The sequence below is a fragment of the Aquihabitans sp. G128 genome, assembly GCF_019048865.1.
Lineage (GTDB): Bacteria > Actinomycetota > Acidimicrobiia > Acidimicrobiales > Iamiaceae > Aquihabitans.
The window spans coordinates 4471224-4493057 of record NZ_CP077604.1; the positions used below are offsets into that span (position 1 = coordinate 4471224).

Annotated in this window: 21 protein-coding genes and 2 pseudogenes; 12 read left to right on the plus strand and 11 right to left on the minus strand. The window is 74.3% G+C overall.

Annotation, left to right across the window (positions count from 1 at the left end):
• The 5 genes and pseudogenes from KSP35_RS21435 to KSP35_RS21450 form a co-directional block, all read right to left on the minus strand.
• On the minus strand, positions 1–771 hold the full coding sequence (locus tag KSP35_RS21435; protein WP_371749004.1) for an isocitrate lyase/phosphoenolpyruvate mutase family protein: 771 nt from the start codon (positions 769–771) through the stop codon (positions 1–3).
• Between the two features lie 198 nt (positions 772–969).
• A pseudogene (locus tag KSP35_RS26265) lies at positions 970–1050 on the minus strand (hypothetical protein); the annotation flags it as partial.
• 77 nt (positions 1051–1127) lie between these two features.
• The gene (locus KSP35_RS21440; RefSeq protein WP_216997802.1) at positions 1128–1694 is read right to left on the minus strand and encodes a helix-turn-helix domain-containing protein; all 567 of its coding nucleotides are present in this window, start codon (positions 1692–1694) and stop codon (positions 1128–1130) included.
• Positions 1695–1825: 131 nt separating this feature from the next.
• Complete coding sequence (locus KSP35_RS21445) at positions 1826–2575, minus strand: GAF and ANTAR domain-containing protein (RefSeq protein ID WP_216997803.1); 750 nt, start codon at positions 2573–2575, stop codon at positions 1826–1828.
• A 24-nt stretch (positions 2576–2599) separates the two neighbouring features.
• A complete protein-coding gene (locus tag KSP35_RS21450; protein WP_216997804.1) occupies positions 2600–3268 on the minus strand; it encodes an ANTAR domain-containing protein in 669 nt (222 codons plus the stop codon).
• Between the two features lie 145 nt (positions 3269–3413).
• On the opposite strand from KSP35_RS21450, the gene KSP35_RS21455 reads away from it, so the two are divergent.
• The 4 genes from KSP35_RS21455 to KSP35_RS21470 all read left to right on the plus strand — a co-directional run bounded on the left by KSP35_RS21455 (position 3414) and on the right by KSP35_RS21470 (position 6343).
• Positions 3414–3980: a PRC-barrel domain-containing protein gene (locus tag KSP35_RS21455; RefSeq protein WP_216997805.1), complete on the plus strand. Its 567-nt coding sequence runs from the start codon at positions 3414–3416 to the stop codon at positions 3978–3980.
• Positions 3977–4417: a PRC-barrel domain-containing protein gene (locus tag KSP35_RS21460; protein ID WP_216997806.1), complete on the plus strand. Its 441-nt coding sequence runs from the start codon at positions 3977–3979 to the stop codon at positions 4415–4417. Before KSP35_RS21455 ends, KSP35_RS21460 begins: the two co-directional genes overlap by 4 nt.
• Positions 4418–4514: 97 nt before the next feature.
• Positions 4515–5486: a nucleotidyltransferase family protein gene (locus KSP35_RS21465; RefSeq protein ID WP_216997807.1), complete on the plus strand. Its 972-nt coding sequence runs from the start codon at positions 4515–4517 to the stop codon at positions 5484–5486.
• 47 nt (positions 5487–5533) lie between these two features.
• Complete coding sequence (locus KSP35_RS21470) at positions 5534–6343, plus strand: hypothetical protein (protein WP_216997808.1); 810 nt, start codon at positions 5534–5536, stop codon at positions 6341–6343.
• A 42-nt stretch (positions 6344–6385) separates the two neighbouring features.
• On the opposite strand, the gene KSP35_RS21475 is transcribed toward KSP35_RS21470, so the two are convergent.
• From KSP35_RS21475 to KSP35_RS21490, 4 genes are all read right to left on the minus strand, one after another.
• A complete protein-coding gene (locus KSP35_RS21475) occupies positions 6386–7240 on the minus strand; it encodes an ABC transporter permease (protein ID WP_216997809.1) in 855 nt (284 codons plus the stop codon).
• The gene (locus KSP35_RS21480) at positions 7237–8190 is read right to left on the minus strand and encodes an ABC transporter ATP-binding protein (protein ID WP_216997810.1); all 954 of its coding nucleotides are present in this window, start codon (positions 8188–8190) and stop codon (positions 7237–7239) included. The genes KSP35_RS21475 and KSP35_RS21480 overlap by 4 nt, the downstream gene beginning before the upstream one ends.
• Before the next feature lie 260 nt (positions 8191–8450).
• The gene (gene katG, locus KSP35_RS21485) at positions 8451–10640 is read right to left on the minus strand and encodes a catalase/peroxidase HPI (protein WP_254126872.1); all 2190 of its coding nucleotides are present in this window, start codon (positions 10638–10640) and stop codon (positions 8451–8453) included.
• A gap of 125 nt (positions 10641–10765) precedes the next feature.
• Positions 10766–11248 carry a carboxymuconolactone decarboxylase family protein gene (locus KSP35_RS21490; RefSeq protein ID WP_216997811.1) on the minus strand — a complete coding sequence of 161 codons (483 nt, stop codon included), beginning with the start codon at positions 11246–11248 and terminating at the stop codon, positions 10766–10768.
• Positions 11249–11337: 89 nt separating this feature from the next.
• On the opposite strand from KSP35_RS21490, the gene KSP35_RS21495 reads away from it, so the two are divergent.
• The 6 genes and pseudogenes from KSP35_RS21495 to KSP35_RS26270 form a co-directional block, all read left to right on the plus strand.
• A complete protein-coding gene (locus tag KSP35_RS21495) occupies positions 11338–11817 on the plus strand; it encodes an Rrf2 family transcriptional regulator (RefSeq protein ID WP_254127286.1) in 480 nt (159 codons plus the stop codon).
• Positions 11818–11887: 70 nt separating this feature from the next.
• Positions 11888–13105, plus strand: coding sequence for an LLM class flavin-dependent oxidoreductase (locus KSP35_RS21500; protein WP_216997813.1), 1218 nt, complete (start codon positions 11888–11890; stop codon positions 13103–13105).
• The gene (locus tag KSP35_RS21505; protein WP_216997814.1) at positions 13102–14340 is read left to right on the plus strand and encodes an LLM class flavin-dependent oxidoreductase; all 1239 of its coding nucleotides are present in this window, start codon (positions 13102–13104) and stop codon (positions 14338–14340) included. The genes KSP35_RS21500 and KSP35_RS21505 overlap by 4 nt, the downstream gene beginning before the upstream one ends.
• Positions 14337–15683, plus strand: coding sequence for an NtaA/DmoA family FMN-dependent monooxygenase (locus KSP35_RS21510; protein WP_216997815.1), 1347 nt, complete (start codon positions 14337–14339; stop codon positions 15681–15683). The genes KSP35_RS21505 and KSP35_RS21510 overlap by 4 nt, the downstream gene beginning before the upstream one ends.
• Complete coding sequence (locus tag KSP35_RS21515) at positions 15680–16426, plus strand: GNAT family N-acetyltransferase (protein WP_216997816.1); 747 nt, start codon at positions 15680–15682, stop codon at positions 16424–16426. Before KSP35_RS21510 ends, KSP35_RS21515 begins: the two co-directional genes overlap by 4 nt.
• Positions 16413–16970: pseudogene (locus KSP35_RS26270) on the plus strand (sulfotransferase); the annotation flags it as partial. The gene KSP35_RS21515 and the pseudogene KSP35_RS26270, both read left to right, overlap by 14 nt.
• A 121-nt stretch (positions 16971–17091) precedes the next feature.
• On the opposite strand, the gene KSP35_RS21520 reads toward KSP35_RS26270, so the two are convergent.
• Positions 17092–18246 (minus strand): hypothetical protein, encoded by a 1155-nt coding sequence (locus tag KSP35_RS21520; RefSeq protein ID WP_216997817.1) that lies wholly within the window; start codon positions 18244–18246, stop codon positions 17092–17094.
• Between the two features lie 92 nt (positions 18247–18338).
• On the minus strand, positions 18339–19367 hold the full coding sequence (locus KSP35_RS21525) for an LLM class flavin-dependent oxidoreductase (protein WP_216997818.1): 1029 nt from the start codon (positions 19365–19367) through the stop codon (positions 18339–18341).
• A 186-nt stretch (positions 19368–19553) separates the two neighbouring features.
• Between KSP35_RS21525 and KSP35_RS21530 the strand changes: the two genes are divergently transcribed.
• The gene (locus tag KSP35_RS21530; RefSeq protein WP_371748625.1) at positions 19554–20159 is read left to right on the plus strand and encodes a flavodoxin family protein; all 606 of its coding nucleotides are present in this window, start codon (positions 19554–19556) and stop codon (positions 20157–20159) included.
• Positions 20160–20580: 421 nt separating this feature from the next.
• Positions 20581–21828, plus strand: coding sequence for a BNR-4 repeat-containing protein (locus tag KSP35_RS21535; protein WP_216997820.1), 1248 nt, complete (start codon positions 20581–20583; stop codon positions 21826–21828).
• Positions 21829–21834: the final 6 nt, after the last annotated feature.

Here is a 21834-nt window from a genome sequence, read left to right on the forward strand (position 1 = left end):
TCAGGCGGGCTCGGCCCAAGGCGCGACGAGGGCCTGGAGCGGGTCGACCAGCGCCATCTGCAGCAGCGGGCCGAAGGAGATGCGGTGGACGCCGAGCTGCTGGAGGTCGGCGAGCGAACCGGCTGCCGAGCCGTCGACCGGGTGGGCGATGACGTTCAGCGGGCCCGCCAGCTCGGCCAGCAGGGTGCGCACGGCATCGGCGTCGGGGGCCTTGGGCGGGTAGGCGCAGCGGGCGCCGGCGGCCTCGCACAGCAGGAGGCGGCTGACCGCTTCGGCCACCGGGTCGGCGAAGGTGCCCTCGGGCTTGAGGAACACGTCGGTCCGGGCGTTGATCACGAGGTCGACGCCCTGCGCGTCGGCGGCGGCGCGCAGGCCGCCGATGTAGTCGGCGTGCTCGTCGGGGGAGCGCAGCCGGTCCTGGCTGTGGACCGTGTCCTCGACGTTGATGCCGACCGCACCGGCGTCGAGGACCCGCTCCACCAGCTCTGCGGGCGGGGTGTCGTAGCCGGACTCGACGTCGGCGCTGACCGGCACGTCGACCGCGCCGGTGATGCGGCGGATGCCGTCGAGGGCGTCGTCGAGGGTCATGCCCTCGTTGTCCTGCTGGCCACGTGAGTCGGCGAGCGGGTGGCTGCCGATGGTGAGCGCCGGGAACCCGGCGTCCACCACGGCCCGGGCAGACCAGGCGTCCCAGACGGTGGGCAGCACGAGGGTGGTGCCGGCGTGGTGGAGGTCGAGCAGCTTCGTGGCCTTGGCGGCGAGGTCGGTCATGGCCGGCTGTCTACCCTGGCGGCGCCTCGTTCGCGCGGCGGTGGCGGGTTCAGCCCATGAGGTCCGTGGTGCCGGTGATCTCGAACAGGCGCTGCAGCGCCGGTGAGGCGTTGGTGCGCTGAGGCTGCCCAGGTCGCGGTGGGCCAGTGCGGCGGTCAGGAGCGCGTTGAGGCCGCTGGAGTCCATGTAGGTGGTGTGGCGGAGGTCGACCACGACGTGGTCGGCGCCGCTGCTCGTCGCCTGGGCGAGCACGGCCTCGAGCGCCGGGGCCGACGCCATGTCGACCTCGCCGACGACCTCGACCAGGGCGGCGAAGCCGATCTCGACGAGTCGCACCCGGAGCGGGTTGGGGCCGTTCACGAGGCATCGGGCCGATCGCTCGAGGCGGTGCGCTCGCGGGGGACGAGGTGGAGGCCGGCCCGCTGCTCGGTCCGAGGGCCGTCCTCGAGGAGCTGGGCGGCGAGCTCCAGGTCGAGGATCCGGTGGTGCTCGCCGAGCTCGCCGAGCACCAGCGTCGCTTCGTGCAGCGCGCCGAGCAGCGGGGCGAGCGAGGGGTCCTGCGGGCGTTGGCCGAGGAGGTCGCGGAGGCGTCGGTCCAGCACCACCACCACGTCCGCAGCGCCGTCGAGCTCTTGGCGGGTGGGCGAGAGGTGGAGCTCCACGTCGAGGTTGATGCGGGTGCCGGTGGTGCCGACCACGGCGGCCAGCCGCCCCAGCAGCTCGTCGTCGAGGTCGAGGCACCGGCCCTGCTCGACCTCTCGCCACCGCGCCGGGGAGATGGCCGCTCGGCCGGCACAGGCCCGGACCGTGAGGCCCATGGTGCAGCGGTGGCTCGCCAAGACGGTGCCGACCTCTCGCGCTCGCACCGCAGCGCGGTTCTCGGCACGGACGACGTCGAGCAGGCGTCGGGGGTCGGGGCTCACGGCTCGCTCCAGGAGGTGGATGCGGTCGCCGGGGTCCGGGGCAACGCGCCGATCGGACGGATCGAGCCAAGGGCTCGACGATCGAACGGTACCCCCGCCGAATGTCACCCGAGGTGGTGGTACGCCGCTGGTCAGCCCGGCGGCGGCTCTGCGTGGGGGCTCGACCGCAGGTCGTCGGCGGAGATGCGACGCTCGGCGATGGCGCGGGCGACCTCGCCGAGCCGCTGGTTGCTGCGCCGCGCATGGGCTCGGATCAGGGCGAAGGCCGCCTCGGCGTCGGTGCCGGTCTGCTCGGCGACCATGCCCTTGCTCTGCTCCAGGACGACCCGGGAGTCGAGCGCTGCCTGGAGCTGGCCGGCGAGAGCGACGTGCTGGCTCACCGTCCGCTCGTGCAGGATCCCGATCGTGGCGATGTCGGCCATGGCCTGGCCGACGGCCTGGTCGTCCAGGGAGAGCCCGTCCGGGGTGGCGGCGAACAGGTTGAGGGCACCGAGCCGGTCGTCGCGGAGCCGCAGCGGGAGGGCGTACGCCGAGGCGAAGCCCGAGGCGATGGCGGCCGGGGCGAACACCGGCCAGCGCTCGAGGGCCAGGGTCAGGTCGTCGGCCCGCACGGATCCGCCGCGCTGGGTCCAGCACTCGAAGCAGGGGCCCTCGCTGCTCTGGAGCTCCACCAGCTCCAGCAGGCGCATCTCTTCGGTGGACGACGCCACCACGCGCAGGGCGCCGCGCTGGTCGGCGAGCAGGACGCCGGCGGCGGCCACGCCGAGGACCTCGACCGCCCGCTCGGAGAGCAGGAGCAGGAACTCGATGAGGTCGTAACCCTCCACCAAGGTGTCGGCGAGCTCGACGAAGGTCGGCCCGATCAGCTCGTCATGCGCCACGGGGCGTCCTCTCCTCGCGTCGGGTCATCGGTCCCGGACCTCGCGGTCGAACCGGAGGCGTCCGGCCACCACGGCTTCGGCCACCTCGGAGACGGGGCAGCCCTGGGCGAACGCCCGGGCCCGCATGGCGACCAGGGCGGCTTCGGGCGTGACGTCGAGCTGGATGGCCACGCGGCCGCTCGCCTGGTGGACCACCAGGCGGTCGTCGGACAGGTCGGCCAGCAGGTCGGTGAGCGAGCCGGGCGGGACCTGCGACTGGCCGGCCAGCACGTAGCTGGTGGCCCGATCGGCCACCCGGCCGGCGTCGTCCAGCACCTCCTCGCCGAGGTCGCCCGGCTCGGACCGGTACAGGTCGAGGGCGCCGTAGCCCTCGGCCGCAATGCGCATCGGGAGCGAGAACACGGCGCAGATGCCGGCGGCGACGGCGGCTGCGGTGAAGCCCGGCCAGCGGCTGGAGCGCCCCAGGTCCGGCTCCGAGACCGGGGCGCCTCGCTCGTGGGCCTCCAGGGACGGGCCCTCGCCCGACGTGAACGCCAGCTCGGCAACCCGCTTCGCCCGCTCGTCCGAGGCGCCTATGGCCCCGCGGTGCGTGCCGCCGATCACGAGGACCAGGCCGGCCCCGGCCAGTTCGAACTCGTCGACGCAGGCGATGCAGAGCCGGTCCAGCACCAACCGGTCGCTCGCGCCGGTCATGGACCCCAAGATCCGGTCCACGCGCGCATCCCCCATCGGGAGACCCTCGCGCACTCCTGGCCCCAACGCCACCACGGGGCCGAGGGTCGGTCCAGAAACTGCGCTCGTCGGTCCTGGCCGGCCCGCGAGGGGGAAGGGATCGACCATGGTCACCGCCACCACGCCCTTCGTCCGTGCCAGCAACCTCATCGGCCGACCGGTGGTCACCACCGGCGGCGAGGCCGAGCTCGAGGTCCAGGACCTGGTGGTCGGCGAGGACGGACGCACCATCTCGGGCCTGACCCTCCGCCGGCCCGGCATCCTCGGCAAGCGCCACGTGGGCGTGCTGGCGACCGACGACATCGCCTCGATCGGCACCGATGCGGTGATGGTGGCCGACGGTCGGTCGTTCGGCCCCGACGAGCGCGAGCTGGCCGTCGGCCACGACCTCACCGGTCGGCGGGTGATCACCGCCGACGGCACCGCGATCGGGACCGTGCGGGACGTGATCGTCGAGACCCGCCGTGGGCGCAGCCGGATCGAGGGCGTCGAGCTCGTCGTCGAGCCGGGCGTCAGCGACGAGGCGCACGCCCTGCTCGCCCTCGGCGCCGATGCCACGGTGTCGGCCGAGATGATCGTGGTGCGGGCCGGAGCGGTCGGCGACCTGTGCACCGACCCGGAAGCGCTCGTGGGCTCCGTTGCCCAGCTCCGCTCCCGGAAGGCTTCGTCGTGATCGGGCTCAGCACCCTCCGCCACCTCGACGTGCTCGACACGTCGGCCGCCGCCAGGGTCGGCCGGGTGGACGCCCCCATCGTCGATGCGACCAAGCACCGGGTGACCGGCCTGCTCGTGGGCGGCGTCGAGGACGGCGCGGTGGTGCTCCCGTGGGACGCGGTCGTCGGGTTCGGGCCCGACGCCGTGACCGTCGCCGGCGCCGACGGCCGGCGGCGGCCCGAGGACGACCTGGAGCGGCGCGCCGTCGAGGGCGGTCCCACCCTGATCGCCGCCCGGGTCCTGAGCGACGCCGGCGACCTCCTCGGCACCGTCCACGAGGTCCGGGTCAAGCCGTCGGGCATCATCGCCGAGGTCGACCTCGGCGACCGGGTCGTGCCCGGCACGGCGATCGTCGGCTTGGGGCACCACGCCCTGGTGGTCCGCGCCGACGCCTGAACCGCGGCCGACCCTTGCTGCCGGATCGTCCGGCGTGCGATGGTCTCCCACCACCTCGCCGCCGGGGTGGCCGCACGCTCGGAGGGAGGCCCTGCTCGTGACCACGCCCCAGCACGAGACCGGGCCGGGCGAGGTCGACCGCTTGGCGGCGATCGGGTGGCGGTTGCTGCTCGATCACGCCACCGTGGCGGTGGTCCGGTCGCTGGGCACCGCGGGCGTGGACGCGATCCTGCTGAAGGGGCCGGTGATCGCCCGCTGGCTCTACGACGCACCCGATGACCGGCGCTACGTCGACATCGACCTCCTGGTGGCCGCCAGCGACCTGGACGCCACGCGCCGGGTCCTCGCCGGCCAGGCCTTCGTCCTGGTCAGCGCCGCGCTGCCCGCCTCGGGCGGGCCACACGCCGAGACGTGGTTCCGCGAGCGCGACCACGTCGCCGTCGACCTCCACCGGTGCCTCCACGGCCTGGAGCACCTCGAGGGCGATGCCGGCTTCGACCTGGTGTGGCGCGACCACGAGCGGCTCGACCTGGGCGGGGACGCACCGCTGGCGGTGCCGGGCGTGGCCGTGCGCACGCTGCACGCCGTCCTGCACCTGCAGCCGAAGGACGACCCGGGCTCTCGGGCGTGGGTGGACCTGGAGCGCGCGGTGTCCCGGGTCGACCTGGCGACCTGGCGAGCCGCGGCCGAGCTGGCGGCCGAGGTCGGCGTGCGCGAGGAGGTGGGACCGCTGCTCCGCCTGGTCGACGGCGGCGCCGCCCTGGCCGACGAGCTGGGCCTGCCGTCGGTCCCGTCCGCGCAGCTGCTGCGCCACCACCGGCGTCACGCCCCGCGCCTCGACCGCTTGGTCCGTCGGATCCGTGGTGGCAGCCCGGCCGAGGTGCGTCGGGCGATCCGCATGACGCTCGCGCCGCCGCCGAGCCGGGTGCGGCTGAGCTACCCGATCGCCAGGCGGGGCGGGCTCGGCCTGGCCGCCGCCTACCTCTGGCGGATCGCCCGGTTCCCGTGGCTGGTGCTCGAGTCGGTGCGCCACCGCCGCAGAGGCGGGTCGACCCCGCGCCTGCGCTGACACGATCCGTGCCCGAGGCCGGGCCGACCCGCTTGTAGGTTGCGCCGGTGCGAACCCCTGACCGCTCCTTCGAGGTCGAGGCGTTCGGGGTCGGCATCGACGTCTCCGTGGCCGAGCCCTCGGGTGCAGCGCGCTGGACGGCCGAGGAGCTGGCGGCCGCCGTGGCGCGGCTCCTGCCGCCCGGCTCGACCGAGCGGCCGTCGGCGCTCCCGGCGGCGGCCCGCTTCCGCGTCGAACCGTGGGGCGGGGGGCTGGTGCTCGAGGGTGCCGAGGGCGGGGCCCAGGGCTTCGACGACCCGACGACGGGCCTGCACGCGCTCGACGCCGCCATCCGCGAGGCGGTGGCGCTCACCGCCCCCGGCCTGGTCTTCGTCCACGCCGGGGTCGTGGCGCTGGGGGAGCAGGCACTGGTGCTGCCGGGGCGGAGCATGGCGGGCAAGACCTCGCTGGTCGCCGCTCTGGTCGAGGCCGGAGCGACCTACCTGTCCGATGAGTACGCCGTGCTGGACGGGCGTGGCGAGGTCCACCCGTACGCGCGCCGGCTCTCGGTCCGGGCGCCGGAGGGTCGACGAGAGGTGCCCGTCGAGGAGCTCGGCGGTGCCGCCGCGACGGGGCCGCTGCGGGTGGGGGTGGTTGCGGCGCTGCGGTACCGCCCGGGCGGTCGGTGGTCGGTCGAGGCGGGCTCCGGCGGTGCGTGCGCGCTGGCCCTCGTCGACAACGCCATCGCCGCGCAGACCCGTTCGGCCGAGGTCCTGCGCACGGTGGCCGAGGTGGCCCGCGGGGCGCGCTTCGTCCACGGAGAGCGGGGCGAGCGACCCGAGGCCGTCGCACGGCTGCAGGACCTGCTCACGTCGTGAGCCCCTGGGCCGCAGCGCCGCGGAGCTGCGGCATGCGGCGGCTCAGGAGTGGATGTCCTTGCGGCGGAACCACCACAGGGCGGCGGTGATGGCCACCGCGAACCAGGCGGCGTTCACCAGGAGGCTGCGGCCGATGTCGGCCGTGAACCACCGGTCCTCGATGAAGCAGGCCCGCCACGCCTCGGCGTAGTGGGTGGGCAGGGCGTTGCGGGCGCTGCCGAAGATGGCGATGCCGTCGAAGATGCCGCTGGCGATGTAGGCGCCGATGGCCCCGGCCACCGCCCCCGTGGGCTGGTCGGCCACCGTCGAGAACAGCACGCCGAGCCCGAGCACGGCCCCGAAGCCGAGGGTGACGTAGAGGGCCACCAGGCCGCAGCGCAGCCACTGCTCGGCGACGGTCAGGTCGAAGGTGGGGATCTCGATGCCGGCGTTGAGCGCCGCCGGCACGCCGTCGACGTGGATGGGCGCCACGCCGAACTTCACCGCACCGGCCCCGGCGGCGGCGTAGGTCACCAGCAGCACGCTGGCGAAGATCATGGTGAAGGCCACCGTGGTCTTGGCGAGCAGCAGCCGGACCCGGCTCACCGGGCGGATCAGCAGGTAGCGCAGGTTGCCCCAGCTGGCATCGCTCGCGACGGTGTCGCCGGCGAACCAGCCGGCCAGCACCACCAGGAGGAACGTGGCGAGGCGACGCAGCAGCGCCGGTCCCGCCACGACGCCGCTGTCGCGGATGAGGCGGAAGGTCCCCACGTCGTCGCCGACGTCACGGGGGCGGGGCGGGCCGCTGCCGAAGCCGGCCACGATCAGCACGGGGAGCCCCACGAGGAACAGCACCAGCAACAGGGTGCGGGGGCGTCGCAGCGACTTGGTGAACTCGGTGCGGACCAGTGCGATCACCGGGACGTCCCCCCGTGCTGGGCCGCCGAGCGATCGGTCGGGCCTGGTGGCTCGGTGGCCTGCATGAGGACGAGGAACGCCTCCTCCAGCCGGTTCTGGGTGGTCAACGTCTCCACCCGTATGCCGGCGCCCACCAGCGCGGCGCCCAGGTCGGCCCGAGAGCCGGTCCGCTGCTCCACGTTGAGCCCGAGCCCCTGCGAGGACACCGACGTCACCTCGGGCAGGGCGGCCAGCACCGCCCGGGCCCGGGCCACGTCGTCGACCTCCACGTGGACGGAACCGGCACCTCCGATGAGCGAGGCCACCGTGCCCTCGGCCACCCGTCGGCCGTGGTTCACGACCACCGCGTGGCTGCACGTCTGCTCCACCTCCGACAGGTGGTGGCTCGAGAAGACGACGGTGCGACCCTCGTCGGCCAGGCGGTGGATGAGGTCGCGCACCACCCGGATCTCCGCCGGGTCCAGGCCGTTGGTGGGCTCGTCGAGCACCAGCAGCTCGGGTCGGCCGAGCAGGGCGCGGGCGAAGCCGAGGCGCTGCTGCATGCCCTGGGAGTAGGTCTTCACCTTGCGATCGATGGCGTCGTCGATCTGGGCGACGGCCAGCGCGGTCTCGAGGTCGGCGTCGGCCCAGCGCCCGCCGCCGGCCTCCCACCAGAGCCGCAGGTTCCGCAGCCCCGAGAGGTGGGGCACGAACGACGCCTGCTCGATGATGGCCCCCACCCGGAACAGCTCCGGGCTGCCCGGGGCCACCTCGGTGCCGAAGAGCCGGGTGCGCCCGGTGCTCGGCCGCTCGAGGCCCATGAGGCACCGCAGCGCCGTGGTCTTGCCGGCGCCGTTGGGCCCGAGCAGCCCGTACACCTGGCCCTGCTCCACCCGGAAGGACAGCTCGTCGACCGCCGTGACCTCGCCGAAGCGCTTCGTGAGCCCCTCGACCTCCACGACCGCGCTCACGGCCGTCCCTCCATCCGGGTGCTCGGCCCGGACGGACTGGGGGTGGGTTCGGGTGGGGCGATCTCGACGGGCACGGGCCCGTCCTACCCCGTCACCCCGCCCAACCCCTACCGACCTCGCCCCACCCGACCCCACCCCACCCCCAGACAACGAACGTTGGGTCCCACGCCCCCGCAGATGGGGGCCTGGGACCCAAAGTTCGAGCGGGCGGAGGGTCGGAGGGGCGGAGGTGGGGTGGACGGGGTGAGGTTGGGAGTGGGCTACCGGAGGTCGAAGCGGTCGAGGTCCATGACCTTGGCCCAGGCGGCCACGAAGTCGCGGGTGAAGCGCTCCTGGGAGTCGGCCGAGCCGTAGACCTCGGAGATGGCGCGGAGCTGGGCGTGGGAGCCGAAGACCAGGTCGGCGGCCGTCGCGGTCCAGCGGGGCTCGCCGGTGGCGCGGTCGACGCCGTCGTAGACGTGCTCGGTGGCCTCCGAGGTCTTCCACTCGGTGGCGATGTCGAGCAGGTTCACGAAGAAGTCGTTGCTCAGCACGCCGGGCCGTTCGGTGAGCACGCCGAGGGCGCTCCCGCCGGCGTTGGCGCCGAGGGCTCGCAGGCCGCCCACCAGCACCGTCAGCTCGGGGGCCGTGAGGCTGAGCAGGTTGGCCCGATCCAGCAGGAGCGTCTCGGGCGACAGCTTCTCGCCCTCGCGGAGGAAGTTCCGGAAGCCGTCGGCCCGGGGCTCGAGGACGGCGAACGACTCGACGTCGGTCTGCTCCTGCGAGGCGTCGGTGCGCCCCGGGGAGAAGGGGACGGTGACGTCCTGGCCGGCGTCCTTGGCGGCCTGCTCGATCGCGGCGCCGCCCGCCAGGACGATGAGGTCGGCGAGCGAGATGCGCGTGCCGCCGGCCTGGGAGCCGTTGAAGCCCTGCTGGATCTCCTCGAGCTTCGCCAGCACGGTGGCCAGTTGCTCGGGCTCGTTCACCGACCAGTCCTTCTGCGGGGCCAGGCGGATGCGCGCCCCGTTGGCGCCGCCCCGCTTGTCGGTGGCGCGGAAGCTGGCGGCCGACGCCCAGGCGGTGGCCACGAGCTGGGCGGTGGTCAGGCCCGAGCCCAGGACGGTGGCCTTGAGGGCGGCGACGTCGGCGTCGCCCACCAGGTCGTGGTCGACGGCGGGGACCGGGTCCTGCCAGAGCTGGGCCTCGGGGACCCACGGTCCGAGGAAGCGCGAGACCGGGCCCATGTCGCGGTGCAGCAGCTTGTACCAGGCCTTGCCGAACGCCTCGGCCAGCTGGTCGGGGTTCTCGTGGAAGCGTCGGGCGATGGGCTCGTAGATCGGGTCGGCCTTCAGGGCCAGGTCCGAGGTGAGCATGATCGGCGCGTGGCGCCGGGCGGGGTCGTGGGCGTCGGGCACGGTGTCGCCCGCGGCCGGGTCGGTGGGCGTCCACTGCTGGGCGCCGGCCGGGCTGGTGGTGAGCTCCCACTCGTAGCCGAAGAGGTTCTCCAGGTAGCCGTTGTCCCACTTCGCGGGCTCGCTGGTCCACGCGCCCTCGAGGCCGCTGGTGATGGTGTCGACGCCCCGCCCGGTCCCGAACGAGTTCGCCCAGCCGAGCTGCTGGCCGTGGACCGGGCAGCCCTCGGGCTCGGGGCCGACGTACTCGGGGTCGACGGCGCCGTGGCACTTGCCGAAGGTGTGGCCGCCGACGATGAGGGCCACCGTCTCCTCGTCGTCCATGGCCATGCGGGCGAAGGTCTCACGGATGTCCCGGGCTGAGGCGACCGGGTCGGGGTTGCCGTTCGGTCCCTCCGGGTTGACGTAGATCAGGCCCATCTGGACGGCGCCCAGCTCGCCGGTGAGCTCGCGGTCGCCGCTGTAGCGCTCGTCGCCCAGCCAGGTGTCCTCCGGGCCCCAGAAGATCTCCTCGGGCTCCCACGTGTCGGGCCGGCCGAACGCGAAGCCGAAGGTCTCGAGGCCCATGGACTCGATGGCGCAGTTGCCGGCGAAGACCAACAGGTCGGCCCACGAGAGGGCGGTGCCGTACTTCTGCTTGACCGGCCAGAGGAGGCGCCGGGCCTTGTCGAGGTTGGCGTTGTCGGGCCAGCTGTTGAGGGGGGCGAAGCGCTGGGCGCCCTGCCCGCCGCCGCCCCGGCCGTCGGCGATGCGGTAGGTGCCGGCGGCGTGCCAGCTGAGGCGGATGAACAGCGGGCCGTAGTGGCCGTAGTCGGCGGGCCACCAGTCCTGCGAGGTGGTCATCACGTCGAACACGTCCTGCTTCAGCGCCTCGACGTCGAGGCCGGCGAAGGCCGCTCCGTAGTCGAAGTCGGCGCCCAGCGGGTTCGCCTCGGGCGAGTGCTGGTGCAGCACCGAGAGGTCCAGCTGCTCGGGCCACCAGTCACGGATGGTCCGGGGGCGGGTGGCCTCGGGGGTCGGCGCGGGGATCGCCGGGTTCTCGCTCTCGCTGTTCGTCACGAGGGTTCCTCCTCAGGGGGGGTGGGGGCGGGCGGGGGAGCCGCCCGTGCGGGGCGAGGCCGAGGGTAGGTCCAGATCTGGACCGCTTCCACCGCTCCCTCGCCGCCTCCCCGCCCGGCCACCGGTCAGCTTCCGGTGACTGCCCGCATGGACCCGGGGACCGTGTGGCCGACCACCGAGAGGCGGTTCCAGGCGTTGATCGTGACGATGGCGTAGATCAGCGCGGCGTAGGTCTCGGTGTCGAAGGTCCGGCGGGCCTCGGCCTCGAGGGCGGTGGGCACCGGCCCGTCGGCGATGCGGGTCACCGCCTCGGTCAGGGCCAGGGCGAGCCGCTCCTCGTGGGTGTAGAGCTCGCTCTCGCGCCAGGCCGGCAGCAGGGCCAGGCGCTCGGCCGTCTCGCCCCTCTCGACGGCGTCGTGGTGGTGCATCTCCAGGCAGAAGGCGCAGCCGTTGATCTGCGAGGCCCGGATGTTCACCAGCTCGTGGATGGTGGCCGACAGCGGGCTGTCGGCCACCGCGGCGCTGAGCCGGAACATGGCCCGCTGGCCGGCGGCGAGGTCGGCCTTGACGTCGACGGGGGGTTGCGGGGTGAGGTGGAGGTCGGTCACCGGTTGGCTCCTTGAATCTGGATGGTTGGTGTCCAGGAACCTAGCACGCCGGAGGCCGAACCTGGATGGGTACCATCCAGGTCGTGAAGATGGGCCAGGGAGTCGAGTGGGCGTTGCACGCGTGCGTGAACCTCGCGTGGGCCGGGCCGGAGCGACCGCTGCCCGTCGCCACCCTGGCCGAGCTCAACGGCCTGCCGACGCCCTACCTCAACAAGCAGCTCCAGGCCCTGGCCCGGGCGGGGGTGGTGACGTCGACCCCAGGCGCCCGAGGGGGCTTCGCGCTCGCCCGCCCGCCCGAGGAGATCACCGTCCTCGACGTGGTCCAGGCCATCGACGGCACCGAGGGCGCGTTCCGCTGCACCGAGATCCGCCAGCAGGGCCCGCTGCCCGCCGGGCGCGGCGCCTTCCGCAGCCCGTGCCAGATCGCCTCGGTGATGGGGCGGGCCGAGGCCGCCTGGCGGGCCGAGCTGGCGGCCGAGACCGTCGCCGGCCTGGCCGGCGAGGTGGCTGCGAAGGTGCCGCAGACGCCGGTGCAGATCCGCCGGTGGCTGGCCGACCGCACCGGCTGATCGCACCGGCGCGACGCCTGCATGACGCCGGACGGAATAGCCGACTAAAATGGTCGGTTATGGATGGTTCATGACCGAGCACCTGCACCTCGCCGTAGCGCTGGACGGGGCGGGCTGGCACCCGGCGGCCTGGCGCCTGCCCGACGCCCGACCGGGCGATCTCTTCGACGCGGCGTACTGGGTCGACCTGGCCCAGGCCGCCGAGCGCGGCGGCCTCGACCTGCTCACCATCGAGGACGCATTCACCCTGCAGTCGGACCACCCGTTCCGGCCCGACGACCGGACCGACCAGGTACGGGGCCGCCTCGACGCTGCCCTGGTGGCCACCCGCATCGCGCCGGCCACCACCCACATCGGGCTGGTGCCCACCGTGACCACCACCCACACCGAGCCGTTCCACGTGGCCACCAAGGTGGCGTCGCTCGACTGGGTCAGCGGCGGGCGGGCCGGCTGGCGGGTGCAGGTCCTGCGCCAGCAGGCCGAGGTCGACCAGTTCGGTCGGCGCGTGCTGCTCGACCGGTCGCAGGTGGCCTCGCCCGAGGATCGCCAGGCGCTGTCCCGGCCGCTCTTCGACGAAGCCGCCGACGCCGTCGAGGTGTCCCGCCGGCTCTGGGACTCCTGGGAGGACGACGCCGAGATCCGCGACCGGCCGACCGGGCGCTTCATCGACCGGGAGAAGCTCCACCACATCGACTTCGAGGGCGAGCACTTCTCGGTGCGGGGCCCGTCGATCACACCGCGGTCGCCCCAGGGCCAGCCCCTGGTGGTGGTGCTGGCCCACCACGTCGTCCCCTACGAGCTGGCGGCCCGCAGCGCCGACGTCGTCTTCACCACGCCGCACGATGCAGCGGGCGCGGCAGCGATCGTGGCCGAGGTCCGCGCCGCCGAGGAGCGGGTGGGCCGCGAGGGCCGCCCGCTGCTGGTGCACGCCGACCTGCTCGTGCTGCTCGAGGCGGACCGAGGCCGCGCCGAGGCGGCCAGGGCCGAGCTCGACGAGCTCGACGGCCGCGCCTGGCGCTCCGACGCCGAGATCGTGGCGACCGACCCCGAAGGCCTGGCCGACCTGCTCGCCGACTGGCAGGCGGCGGGCATCGAGGGCTTCCGCCTGCGCCCAGCGCGGCTCCCGACCGACCTCGACGCCATCGCCGACGCCCTGGTGCCGGTGCTCCGGGCGCGCGGGCTCCGCCCGGCCGGCTACGGCCCCGGCACGCTGCGCGAGCGCCTCGGCCTCGGTCGCCCGCCGAGCCGCTACGCCGCCGACCCCCACCCCGAGAGGACCCCCGCATGAGCTCGCCGCGCATGCCCCTTTCCGTGCTCGACCTGTCGCCGATCTCCTCGGGCTCGACGGCCGGCCAGGCGCTGCGCAACTCGCTCGACCTCGCCACCCGGATCGAGGCGGCCGGCTACCGGCGCCATTGGGTGGCCGAGCACCACTTCACGCCGGGGGTCGCCAGCTCGGCGCCCGCCCTGCTGATCGGGCAGATCGCCGCCGCCACCAGCACCATCCGGGTCGGTTCGGCCGCGGTCCAGACCGGCCACCAGACGGCGCTGTCGATCGTGGAGCAGTTCGGCATCCTCGACGCGCTGTTCCCGGGCCGCATCGACCTGGGGCTGGGCCGCTCCGGGCAGCGCCGCAGCGAGGCGCTGGCCGCCCTCGAGGCCCGCCAGCGCGCCGCCGAGGTGGCGCGGCTGAAGGGAGGCGGCGCCAAGAAGCCGCGGAAGCCGCCGCGAGAGGCGCACGTGGTCGACGGCCTCCTGATCCCCAAGCCGTTCGACCCCTCGGGGCTGTTCGGCTCCTCGCGCTTCCGGTACCAGGCGGCCCTCCAGCAGCAGCCGGGCGCCGAGTCGCCGGACTACGGCGACCAGGTGGCCGAGGTGCTGGCCCTGATCGCCGGCTCCCTGGAGACGCCGGACGGCGACCTGGTCCACGCCACGCCGGGGGAGGGCGCCGGGGTGGACGTGTGGATCTTCGGCAGCAGCGCCGGGCAGAGCGCCGAGGTGGCGGGCGTGCAGGGCCTGCCGTTCACGGCGAACTACCACGTGAGCCCGGCCACCGTGCTCGACGCGTTGGGGGCCTACCGCGAGGCGTTCCGGCCGTCGGCCCACCTCGCCGCGCCCTACGTGGCCGTCTCCGCCGACGTGGTGGTGGCCGAGGACGACGCGACCGCCCAGCGCCTCGCCTCGCCCTTCGGCCTGTGGGTGCGCAGCATCCGCACCGGCCAGGGCGCGGTCGCCTACCCGAGCCCCGAGGAGGCCGACGGCCACCGGTGGACCGACGAGGATCGGGCGCTGGTCGCGGACCGGGTCGACACGCAGTTCGTGGGGACGCCGGACGCCGTCGTCGAGCAGCTCGAGGTGCTGGCCCGGGTGACCGGGGCCGACGAGCTGGTGGTCACCTCCATCACCCACCAGCACGCCGACCGGGTGCGCAGCCACGAGCTGCTGGCCGAGGCGTGGTCCGCCGGCGCACCCGCCGGGGCGACCCCGGTTGGTGCCCTGGTCGGCGGGCGGGCCCCGGCATGACCGCGACGACCAAGAAGCAGGTCCACCTGGCGGCCCACTTCCCGGGCGTGAACAGCACCACCATCTGGAACCGGCCCGACTCGGGCAGCCAGATCGAGTTCTCGTCCTTCGTGCACCTGGCCCAGGCGGCGGAGCGGGGCAAGTTCGACTTCTTCTTCCTGGCCGAGGGGCTGCGGCTGCGGGAGCACCGCGGCAAGCTCGTCGACCTGGACGTGGTGGGGCGGCCCGACTCCCTGACCGTCCTCGCCGGCCTGGCGGCGGTCACCGACCGGATCGGGCTGGCGGCGACGCTGAACACCACGTTCAACGAGCCCTACGAGCTGGCCCGCCAGTTCGCGTCGCTCGACCACCTGTCGGCCGGCCGAGCGGCGTGGAACGCCGTCACCTCGCCCGATGCGTTCACCGGCGAGAACTTCCGCCGGGGCGGGTTCCTCGATCCCTCCCAGCGCTACGAGCGGGCCGCCGAGCTCATCGCCACGGCCAAGGAGGTGTGGGACAGCTGGGCCGACGACGCCGTCGTGGCGGACCAGGCCGCCGGCAGGTTCGTGCGACCCGGCGCCATCGGCGAGTTCGACCACCGCGGCGAGCACTTCCGCATCCGCGGCCGCTCGACGGTGCCGCGCAGCCCGCAGGGCTACCCCGTGCAGATCCAGGCCGGTGACTCCGACGGCGGCCGGGAGCTGGCGGCTCGCTACACCGACGTGATCTTCAGCCGGCACTCGTCCTTCGACGCCGGCCAGCGCTTCTACGCCGACGTGAAGGGCCGCCTCGCGAGGTACGGCCGGACGCCCGACAGCCTCAAGATCATCCCGGCCGCGGTGGCGGTCCTGGGCGACAGCGAGGCCGACGCCCGCGAGCGCGCCGACCAGATCCACCTCGACCAGATCTCGCCGCAGGGCGCCATCGCCTTCCTGGAGCAGGTCTGGGGGCGGGACCTGTCCGACCACGACCCCGACGGGCCGCTCCCGTCGTTCGATCCCGACGTGGAGGGCACCGAGTCGATCACCAAGGGCCGGGTGCGCCACACCAAGGACCCGGTGGCGGTGGCCCAGCAGTGGCGCGACCTCGCCGAGTCGAAGGGGCTCTCGATCCGCCAGCTCATCATCGAGGTCACCGCCCGGTCGACGTTCCTGGGCACCGCCAAGCAGGTGGCGGCCCAGATCGACCACGCCGTGCAGGAGGACGCCGCCGACGGGTACATCCTCGTGCCCCACCTCACCCCGCACGGCCTGGACGAGTTCATCGACACGGTCGTCCCCGAGCTCCAAGATCGGGGGGTGTTCCGGACCGAGTACCCCCACGAGACGTTGCGCGGCAACCTCGGCCTCGAGCCGGTGCGGTGACCGTCGCCCACCCCCTCGACAACGCCGTGTGGCGGTCCCTCACCACCGGCCACGGCGAGCTGGCCGAGGTGCACGGCCGGGCCCGGCGGTACCCGCCCGACGTCTCGCCGTTCGCCGCGGTCGACGGGTTCGACGACGAGGCGTGGGACGACCTGGCCACCCTCGCCGGCCCCGGCGGCCGCGTCGTGCTGTTCCGCGACCGCATCCCGTCGCCGCCGGCGGGGTGGCGCGAGCTGCTGCGCGGGCCCGGCCACCAGCTCGTGCTGGGTGCCGGAGGCCTCCAGCGGGTGGCCCCGGTCGACACCGTCCGGCTGACCGAGCGCGACGTGCCGGAGATCCTGGCCCTGGTCCGGGCGACCGAGCCGGGACCGTTCCTCGATCGGACCGTGACCATGGGCCGGTACCACGGCCACGTCCACGGCGGCCGCCTGGTGGCCATGGCTGGCGAGCGCCTCCACCCGGCGGGCTTCACCGAGATCTCGGCGGTGTGCACCGCCGCCCACGCCCGGGGCCGGGGCCTGGCCTCGGCGCTCACCCAGCACGTCGCCGATGCGATCCTCGCCAGGGGCGAGGTGCCGCTCCTGCACGTGGCCAGCACCAACGCCGGGGCGCAGCGGGTCTACGAGCGCCTCGGCTTCGAGCAGCGCCGGGTCGTCGACTTCGTGGCGCTCGCCGCCCCGCCCGATCCCGCACGCGCCGACGGGCGCGAGCCGTCCACCCAGAGGAACCATGCCCCTGCCTGACGTCTTCGTGATCGGCGCGCCCAAGGCGGGCTCCACCGCGGTCCACGCCGCGCTGGCCACCCACCCGGGGCTGTTCATGTCGAACCCCAAGGAGCCCAAGTACTGGATGTGCGGCGACCGACCGCCACCGGTGCAGCACGGTCCCGGCGACGCCCACAGCCGCAAGGAGTGGATCTGGCGTCGCGACGACTACGAGGCCCTGTTCGCCGACGCGCCCGACGGCGTCCTGCTCGGGGAGAGCACGCCCTTCTACCTTTGGGACACCGCCGCCCACGTCCGGTTGGCCGAGCGCGTGCCCCACGCCCGGTACCTCGCCGTCGTCCGCGACCCTGTCGACCGGGCCCACTCGAACTGGGGGCACCTCTGGTGCGACGGCTACGAGCCGGTGGGGGACTTCGTGGCCGCGACCGAGCGGGAGGAGGAGCGCATCGCCGCCGGCTGGGCCCCGTTCTGGCGCTACCTCGACCTCGGTCGGTACGGCCAGCAGCTCGAGCACCTCTACCGCCACGTCGACCGCGGGCAGGTCCACGTCGTGCGCTACCGGGAGCTGGTCGACGAGCCGGACGTGACCCTCGCCGCCATCGCCGCCTTCCTCGACATCGACCCGGCGGGCTTCGGCCCGGTGCGAGGCGAGAACGTCCACGCCTGGGTCGACGGGTCGCCGGTCAACCAAGCGCTGCGGGCCGTGGTGCGCGCCGGCGCCTGGGCCGGCCAGTTCCCGCCGCCCGAGGTGTGGCGCACCGTCGAGGCCCCGCTGCGCGCCGTCCTCCGACGGGGGGCGCGGCCACCGGCCCGAGCTCACCGTCGAGCAGCGCAAGGCGGTCCAGCGCCACTTCGTCGACGACGTCGCCCTGCTCGGCGACCTCACCGGCCGGGACTTCCGGGACTGGCTCGGTCAGGAGGGCAGGGGGGGCGTACTCCGTCAGGAGGTCGTGAGCGCCGTCGGCCCGGGACGCCTCGTAGTAGAGCCGCAGGCCCCCGGGCACCGCGAGGACGTCGACGTAGCGCAGGGCGCCGCTGGCGTGCGGTGACTCGGCGAGCGGCCCGCCGGGCACGGCCCGGAAGGTGCCGTCGGGCGCGGCGGTGGCGACGCCGGTGCGCTCCTCCCAGTTCTCGCCGAACGTGGCCCGGCCGTCGTAGTAGGCGTGGCGCTGGCCGTCGAGGTCGACCACCGCAGCGATGCGCGTGCCCCGGCGGTCCCAACCATCGTCGTCTCCCGGGGCCAGGACGGTGCCGTCGAGGGTCCAGTCGAGGCCGTCGGGCGACGTGGCGTGGAGGGTGGCCATGGCATCGGCCTGCTCCGGGTCGGCCACCTGGTGGAGGCACACCCAAAGCTCCCAGCCGTCCGGGCCAGGGTGGACCACGGTGTCCTTGAGGGCGTCGTGCGGCCCGCCGTCGAGCACCGTGCGCGCCGCCGCCGGGTCGAAGCCGGTGGGGTCGTCGGCGTCGATGGCCACCACCCGCCAGTGCAGGGTGCCAGGCGTGGCCAGGCTCAGGTAGATGCGCCACCCGCCCTCGGGCCGGCGCACCAGGGCGGGGCGCTCCAGCGAGTCGCAGGCGAACGCGTCCCGCTCCAGGCGGGCCACCTCGGTGAACGTGAGGCCGTCGTCGTCGGAGCGGCTGATGGCCACGGCGTAGCCCCGTCCGTCGCCCACCGGCCGACGCAAGCGGTGGGCGAGGAACACCGTGCCGTCCTCGGCGGCGGCCACGCTCGGCCCGCCGGCCCAGTACCCGTCGCCCTTCCCGGGCGCCGCCACCGCCACGCTGGCCGGGTGCTGCCCCGGGAGCGGGAGCGGGCAGGGCGCATCGGAGCCGGACATGGCAGCCGAGGGTACCGACGCCTGCAGCTCGCCGCCGCCACGCCAGGACGCGTGAAGGCCTCGAACCGATCCAGCCGACCGGCCCGCTCGCGTCAGGAGCGGACGCCGCGTTCGGCCCGGGGTCGAGGGTGCCAGCCGAGGGCGGGGCCGAGGTGCTCGGCCATGGCGGTGAGGATCTGCACGTAGTCCTCGTGCTCGAAGGTGAACGGGAGGGCGAAGACCACCTCGCGCACGGCCTGGAAGCCGACGTCGGCCCAGAGCGCCTCGGCGAGCTGCTCCGAGGTCCCGACCAGGTCGCGGGCGAACACCATGCGCCCCGGGCCCTGCGGCTCGGCGGTGCGTGGGGTTCGGGCGTCGACGTAGCGCTGGTACCGAGCCCGCTGGTCCGCCGTCGCCCCGTCGGTCGGGATGACCACCAGGCCCTGTGACGCCCGGGCCCGCTCGCCGTCGGGGTGGGCGGCGCGGAACGCGCCGAGGTGGCTGCGCTGGATGGTGGCGAAGTCCGGCGTGGGCTCGCCGGGGGCGGTCTCGGAGCGGACCACGTTGCTCGTGAGGAAGTTCAGCCCGGTGCTGCCGGCCCACTCGGCCGAGCGGCGGCTGGCCCCGCCGTACCAGACCCGCTCCCGGAGCCCGGCGGCGTGCGGCTCGACCCGTGGCGAGAACGTCTCGATGCCCTCGACCCCTTCGAAGGAGCTCACCGGCGCACCGGCGATGGCCGCCAGCAGGCGCTCCACGCGGCGATAGGTCAGGTCCTCCACGTCGGCGGTGTCGGGGTAGAGCGAGGCCTTCACGTGCTCCCAGTGGATGGGCGCACCCACGCTGAGGCCAGGGTTGAGCCGTCCCCCGGCGAGCACGTCGACCGTGGCCAGGTCCTCGGCCAGGCGCAGCGGGTTCTCCCAGCCCAGCGGGATCACCGCGGTGCCGAGGTCGATGCGGCTCGTGCGCTGGGTCGCCGCCGCCAGGACCGCGACCGGCGAGGAGATCCCGTGCTGGAGGTGGCGGTGGCGCACCCAGGCGCTGTCGAAGCCGAGCTGCTCGCCGAGCTCGATGACCTCCAGGACGCGCTCGTGGCCCGGCCCCGGATCGGCGGCGTCGAAGGTCCCGATGGTCAGGAACCCCATCCGCTCCAGCGGCACCCCGTGCGGCGGCACCGTCAGCGGTTCCTGGCGATCCCGATGGTCATGGTCGGCTCCAACCGGGTCGCACAGCTGCGCATTCCGCACCGGCGTCGTGGGAGCGGGGCGAACCCCTCCTTTTGGTGAGGCCCGCACGGGGTCCGAGCCCGAGGGCCCGGGTAGGCGGCGGCAATGGCCAACCTCCGATCCGTGACCCTGAACTGCACGCTCAAGCCCTCGCCGGCGACGTCGAGCACCGACCTGCTGGCCGGGCTGGTCAACGACGAGCTGGAGAAGCTCGGCGTCGCCACCGAGGTGATCCGCGTGGTCGACCACGACGTGAAGCCCGGCGTGACCTCTGACGAGGGCGACGGCGACGCGTGGCCAGGCATCCGCCAGAAGATCCTCGACTCGCAGATCCTGCTGCTGGCGACGCCGATCTGGCTGGGGAACCCGTCGAGCGTGTCGCGGCGGGTGCTCGAGCGCCTCGACGCCTTCCTCGGCGAGGAGGACGACCAGGGCCGGGTGATCTCCTACGACCGGGTGGCCATCGCCGCCACCGTCGGCAACGAGGACGGCGCCCACATGGTGGCCGGGCAGTTCTTCCAGGGCCTGGCCGACGTGGGCTTCACCATCCCGCCCAACGCCCAGGCGTACTGGGTGGGCGAGGCCATGGGCTCCACCGACCTGAACGACCTCGACGAGGTCCCCGAGAAGGTGCGCTCGACGGCTGCCGACGTGGCCAAGAACGCCGTCCACCTCGCCACGCTGCTGCAGCAGTCGCCCTACCCGGCCTGAGCCGAGGTGGCGCGCCGGGGCCAGGCTCCCAGCCGAGGTCCGGCCGGTCCCCAATGTTGGGGGACGGCCGCAAGAGGACACGGTCGGGCGTTCTCGCTGCCTGGCTTCGGGGGAGGTGGGCGGCGATCACCATGGACCGAGCCGCCGCCCTCGCACCGACGGCTGCCCCTCCGAGGCGTGAGCGGGGCACCGGCCGGGCGGCGGCCATCGCCGTCGGGGTCGCCGTGCTGGCCGCCACGGTCGTCGGGTGCAGCTCGGATGCCGCAGGCGGCCCCGGTCGCGCCGAGACCGGAGGTCGCGCGCCGTCCACCACGGCGACGGGGGTGGGAAGGGGAGCACGGCGGAGGATCCATCCAACCTCCTCGAGCCGCACGTCGTCTCACCCAACGCCGGCTGGTCCTGGTGGCAGGGCCGGCGAGCCGTGGTCACCGGCGGCCACCTCTACGTGGGCTCGGTGCCCGACCCGGGGATCCTGCGGGCCGGTCCGCAGCGCAGCGAGGTCCTCGTCGTCGACCTCGGAGACCTCTCGTCCCGGTCGATCACGCTGGGGACCTCGGCGCACCGCCCCGACGACCACGACAGCCCGGGCCTCACCGTCGATCCCGACGGCTCGGTCACGGCATCGTGGACCGGCCACGACGACGATGGCCTGGTCCACCTCGCCCGCACCGCCGGCGAGCCCGTCCGGTGGCAGCGCCTGCCCGACGTGGCCTTCCCGCCCCAACCCGGTCTGCCGCGGGTGACCTACGCCAACCTCGTCCGGTCGCAAGGGCTGCTGTGGAACTTCACCCGGCTCAACGGCCGCACCGTCGCGATGTCCTCGGCCGACGAGGGGCGAACGTGGTCCTCGGCGCCGTTGCTCGGCCTGCCGGTCGCCGAGGGCACGGCACCCGACACGCCCTACGTCCAGTACGCCGCCAACCCCACGCGCGACCGCATCGACTTCGTCACCTCGACGGGGCACCCGAAGGGCATCGTCCGGAACGCGCTCCACAGCGGGTACGTCCAGGGCGCCGGCATCTTCCGGACCGACGGCACCCAGGTCGGCACGCTGCGCGCCGGCGGGCCGGGCGTCGACCCCTCGGCGCTGACGCCGGTCGACGTCCCCGACGGGCCGGCGGCGAACGACGCTGCTTCTCCGTACGGCCAGCCCGACCTGTGGGGCTCGGACCTGCGCATCGACGCGGACGGCAACCCCGTCGTGACCTACTCGCTGCGGACCACCGACCCCTCGCCGGTCGAGGGCAAGCGCTTCCGCCACCAGTACCGCTGGGCCCGGTGGTCCGACGAGGGCTGGGAGCGGCACACCATCGGCGAGGCGGGCAGCGAGCTCTTCGGCGCCGAGCTCGACTACACCGGCCTGGCGACGCTCGACCCCCGCGACCCGTACCGGGTGGTGGTGTCGAGCGACGTCGATCCGAGCTCTGGCCAGCCCCTGGTGTCCTCCGCCGACGGCGCGGTGCACCGCGAGCTCTTCGACGGCCGCAGCGCCGACGGGGGTCGGACCTGGACCTGGCGGCCCCTCACCAAGGACAGCACGGCGGACAACATCCGCCCGATCCTGGTGGCCGGCGACGACGGCACGACGGTGATCGTCTGGCAGCGCGGCGCCTACCGCTCCTGGCTGCACCGCTCGATGGCCGCCATGGTGGCCATCGAGCGCCCCTGACCGACC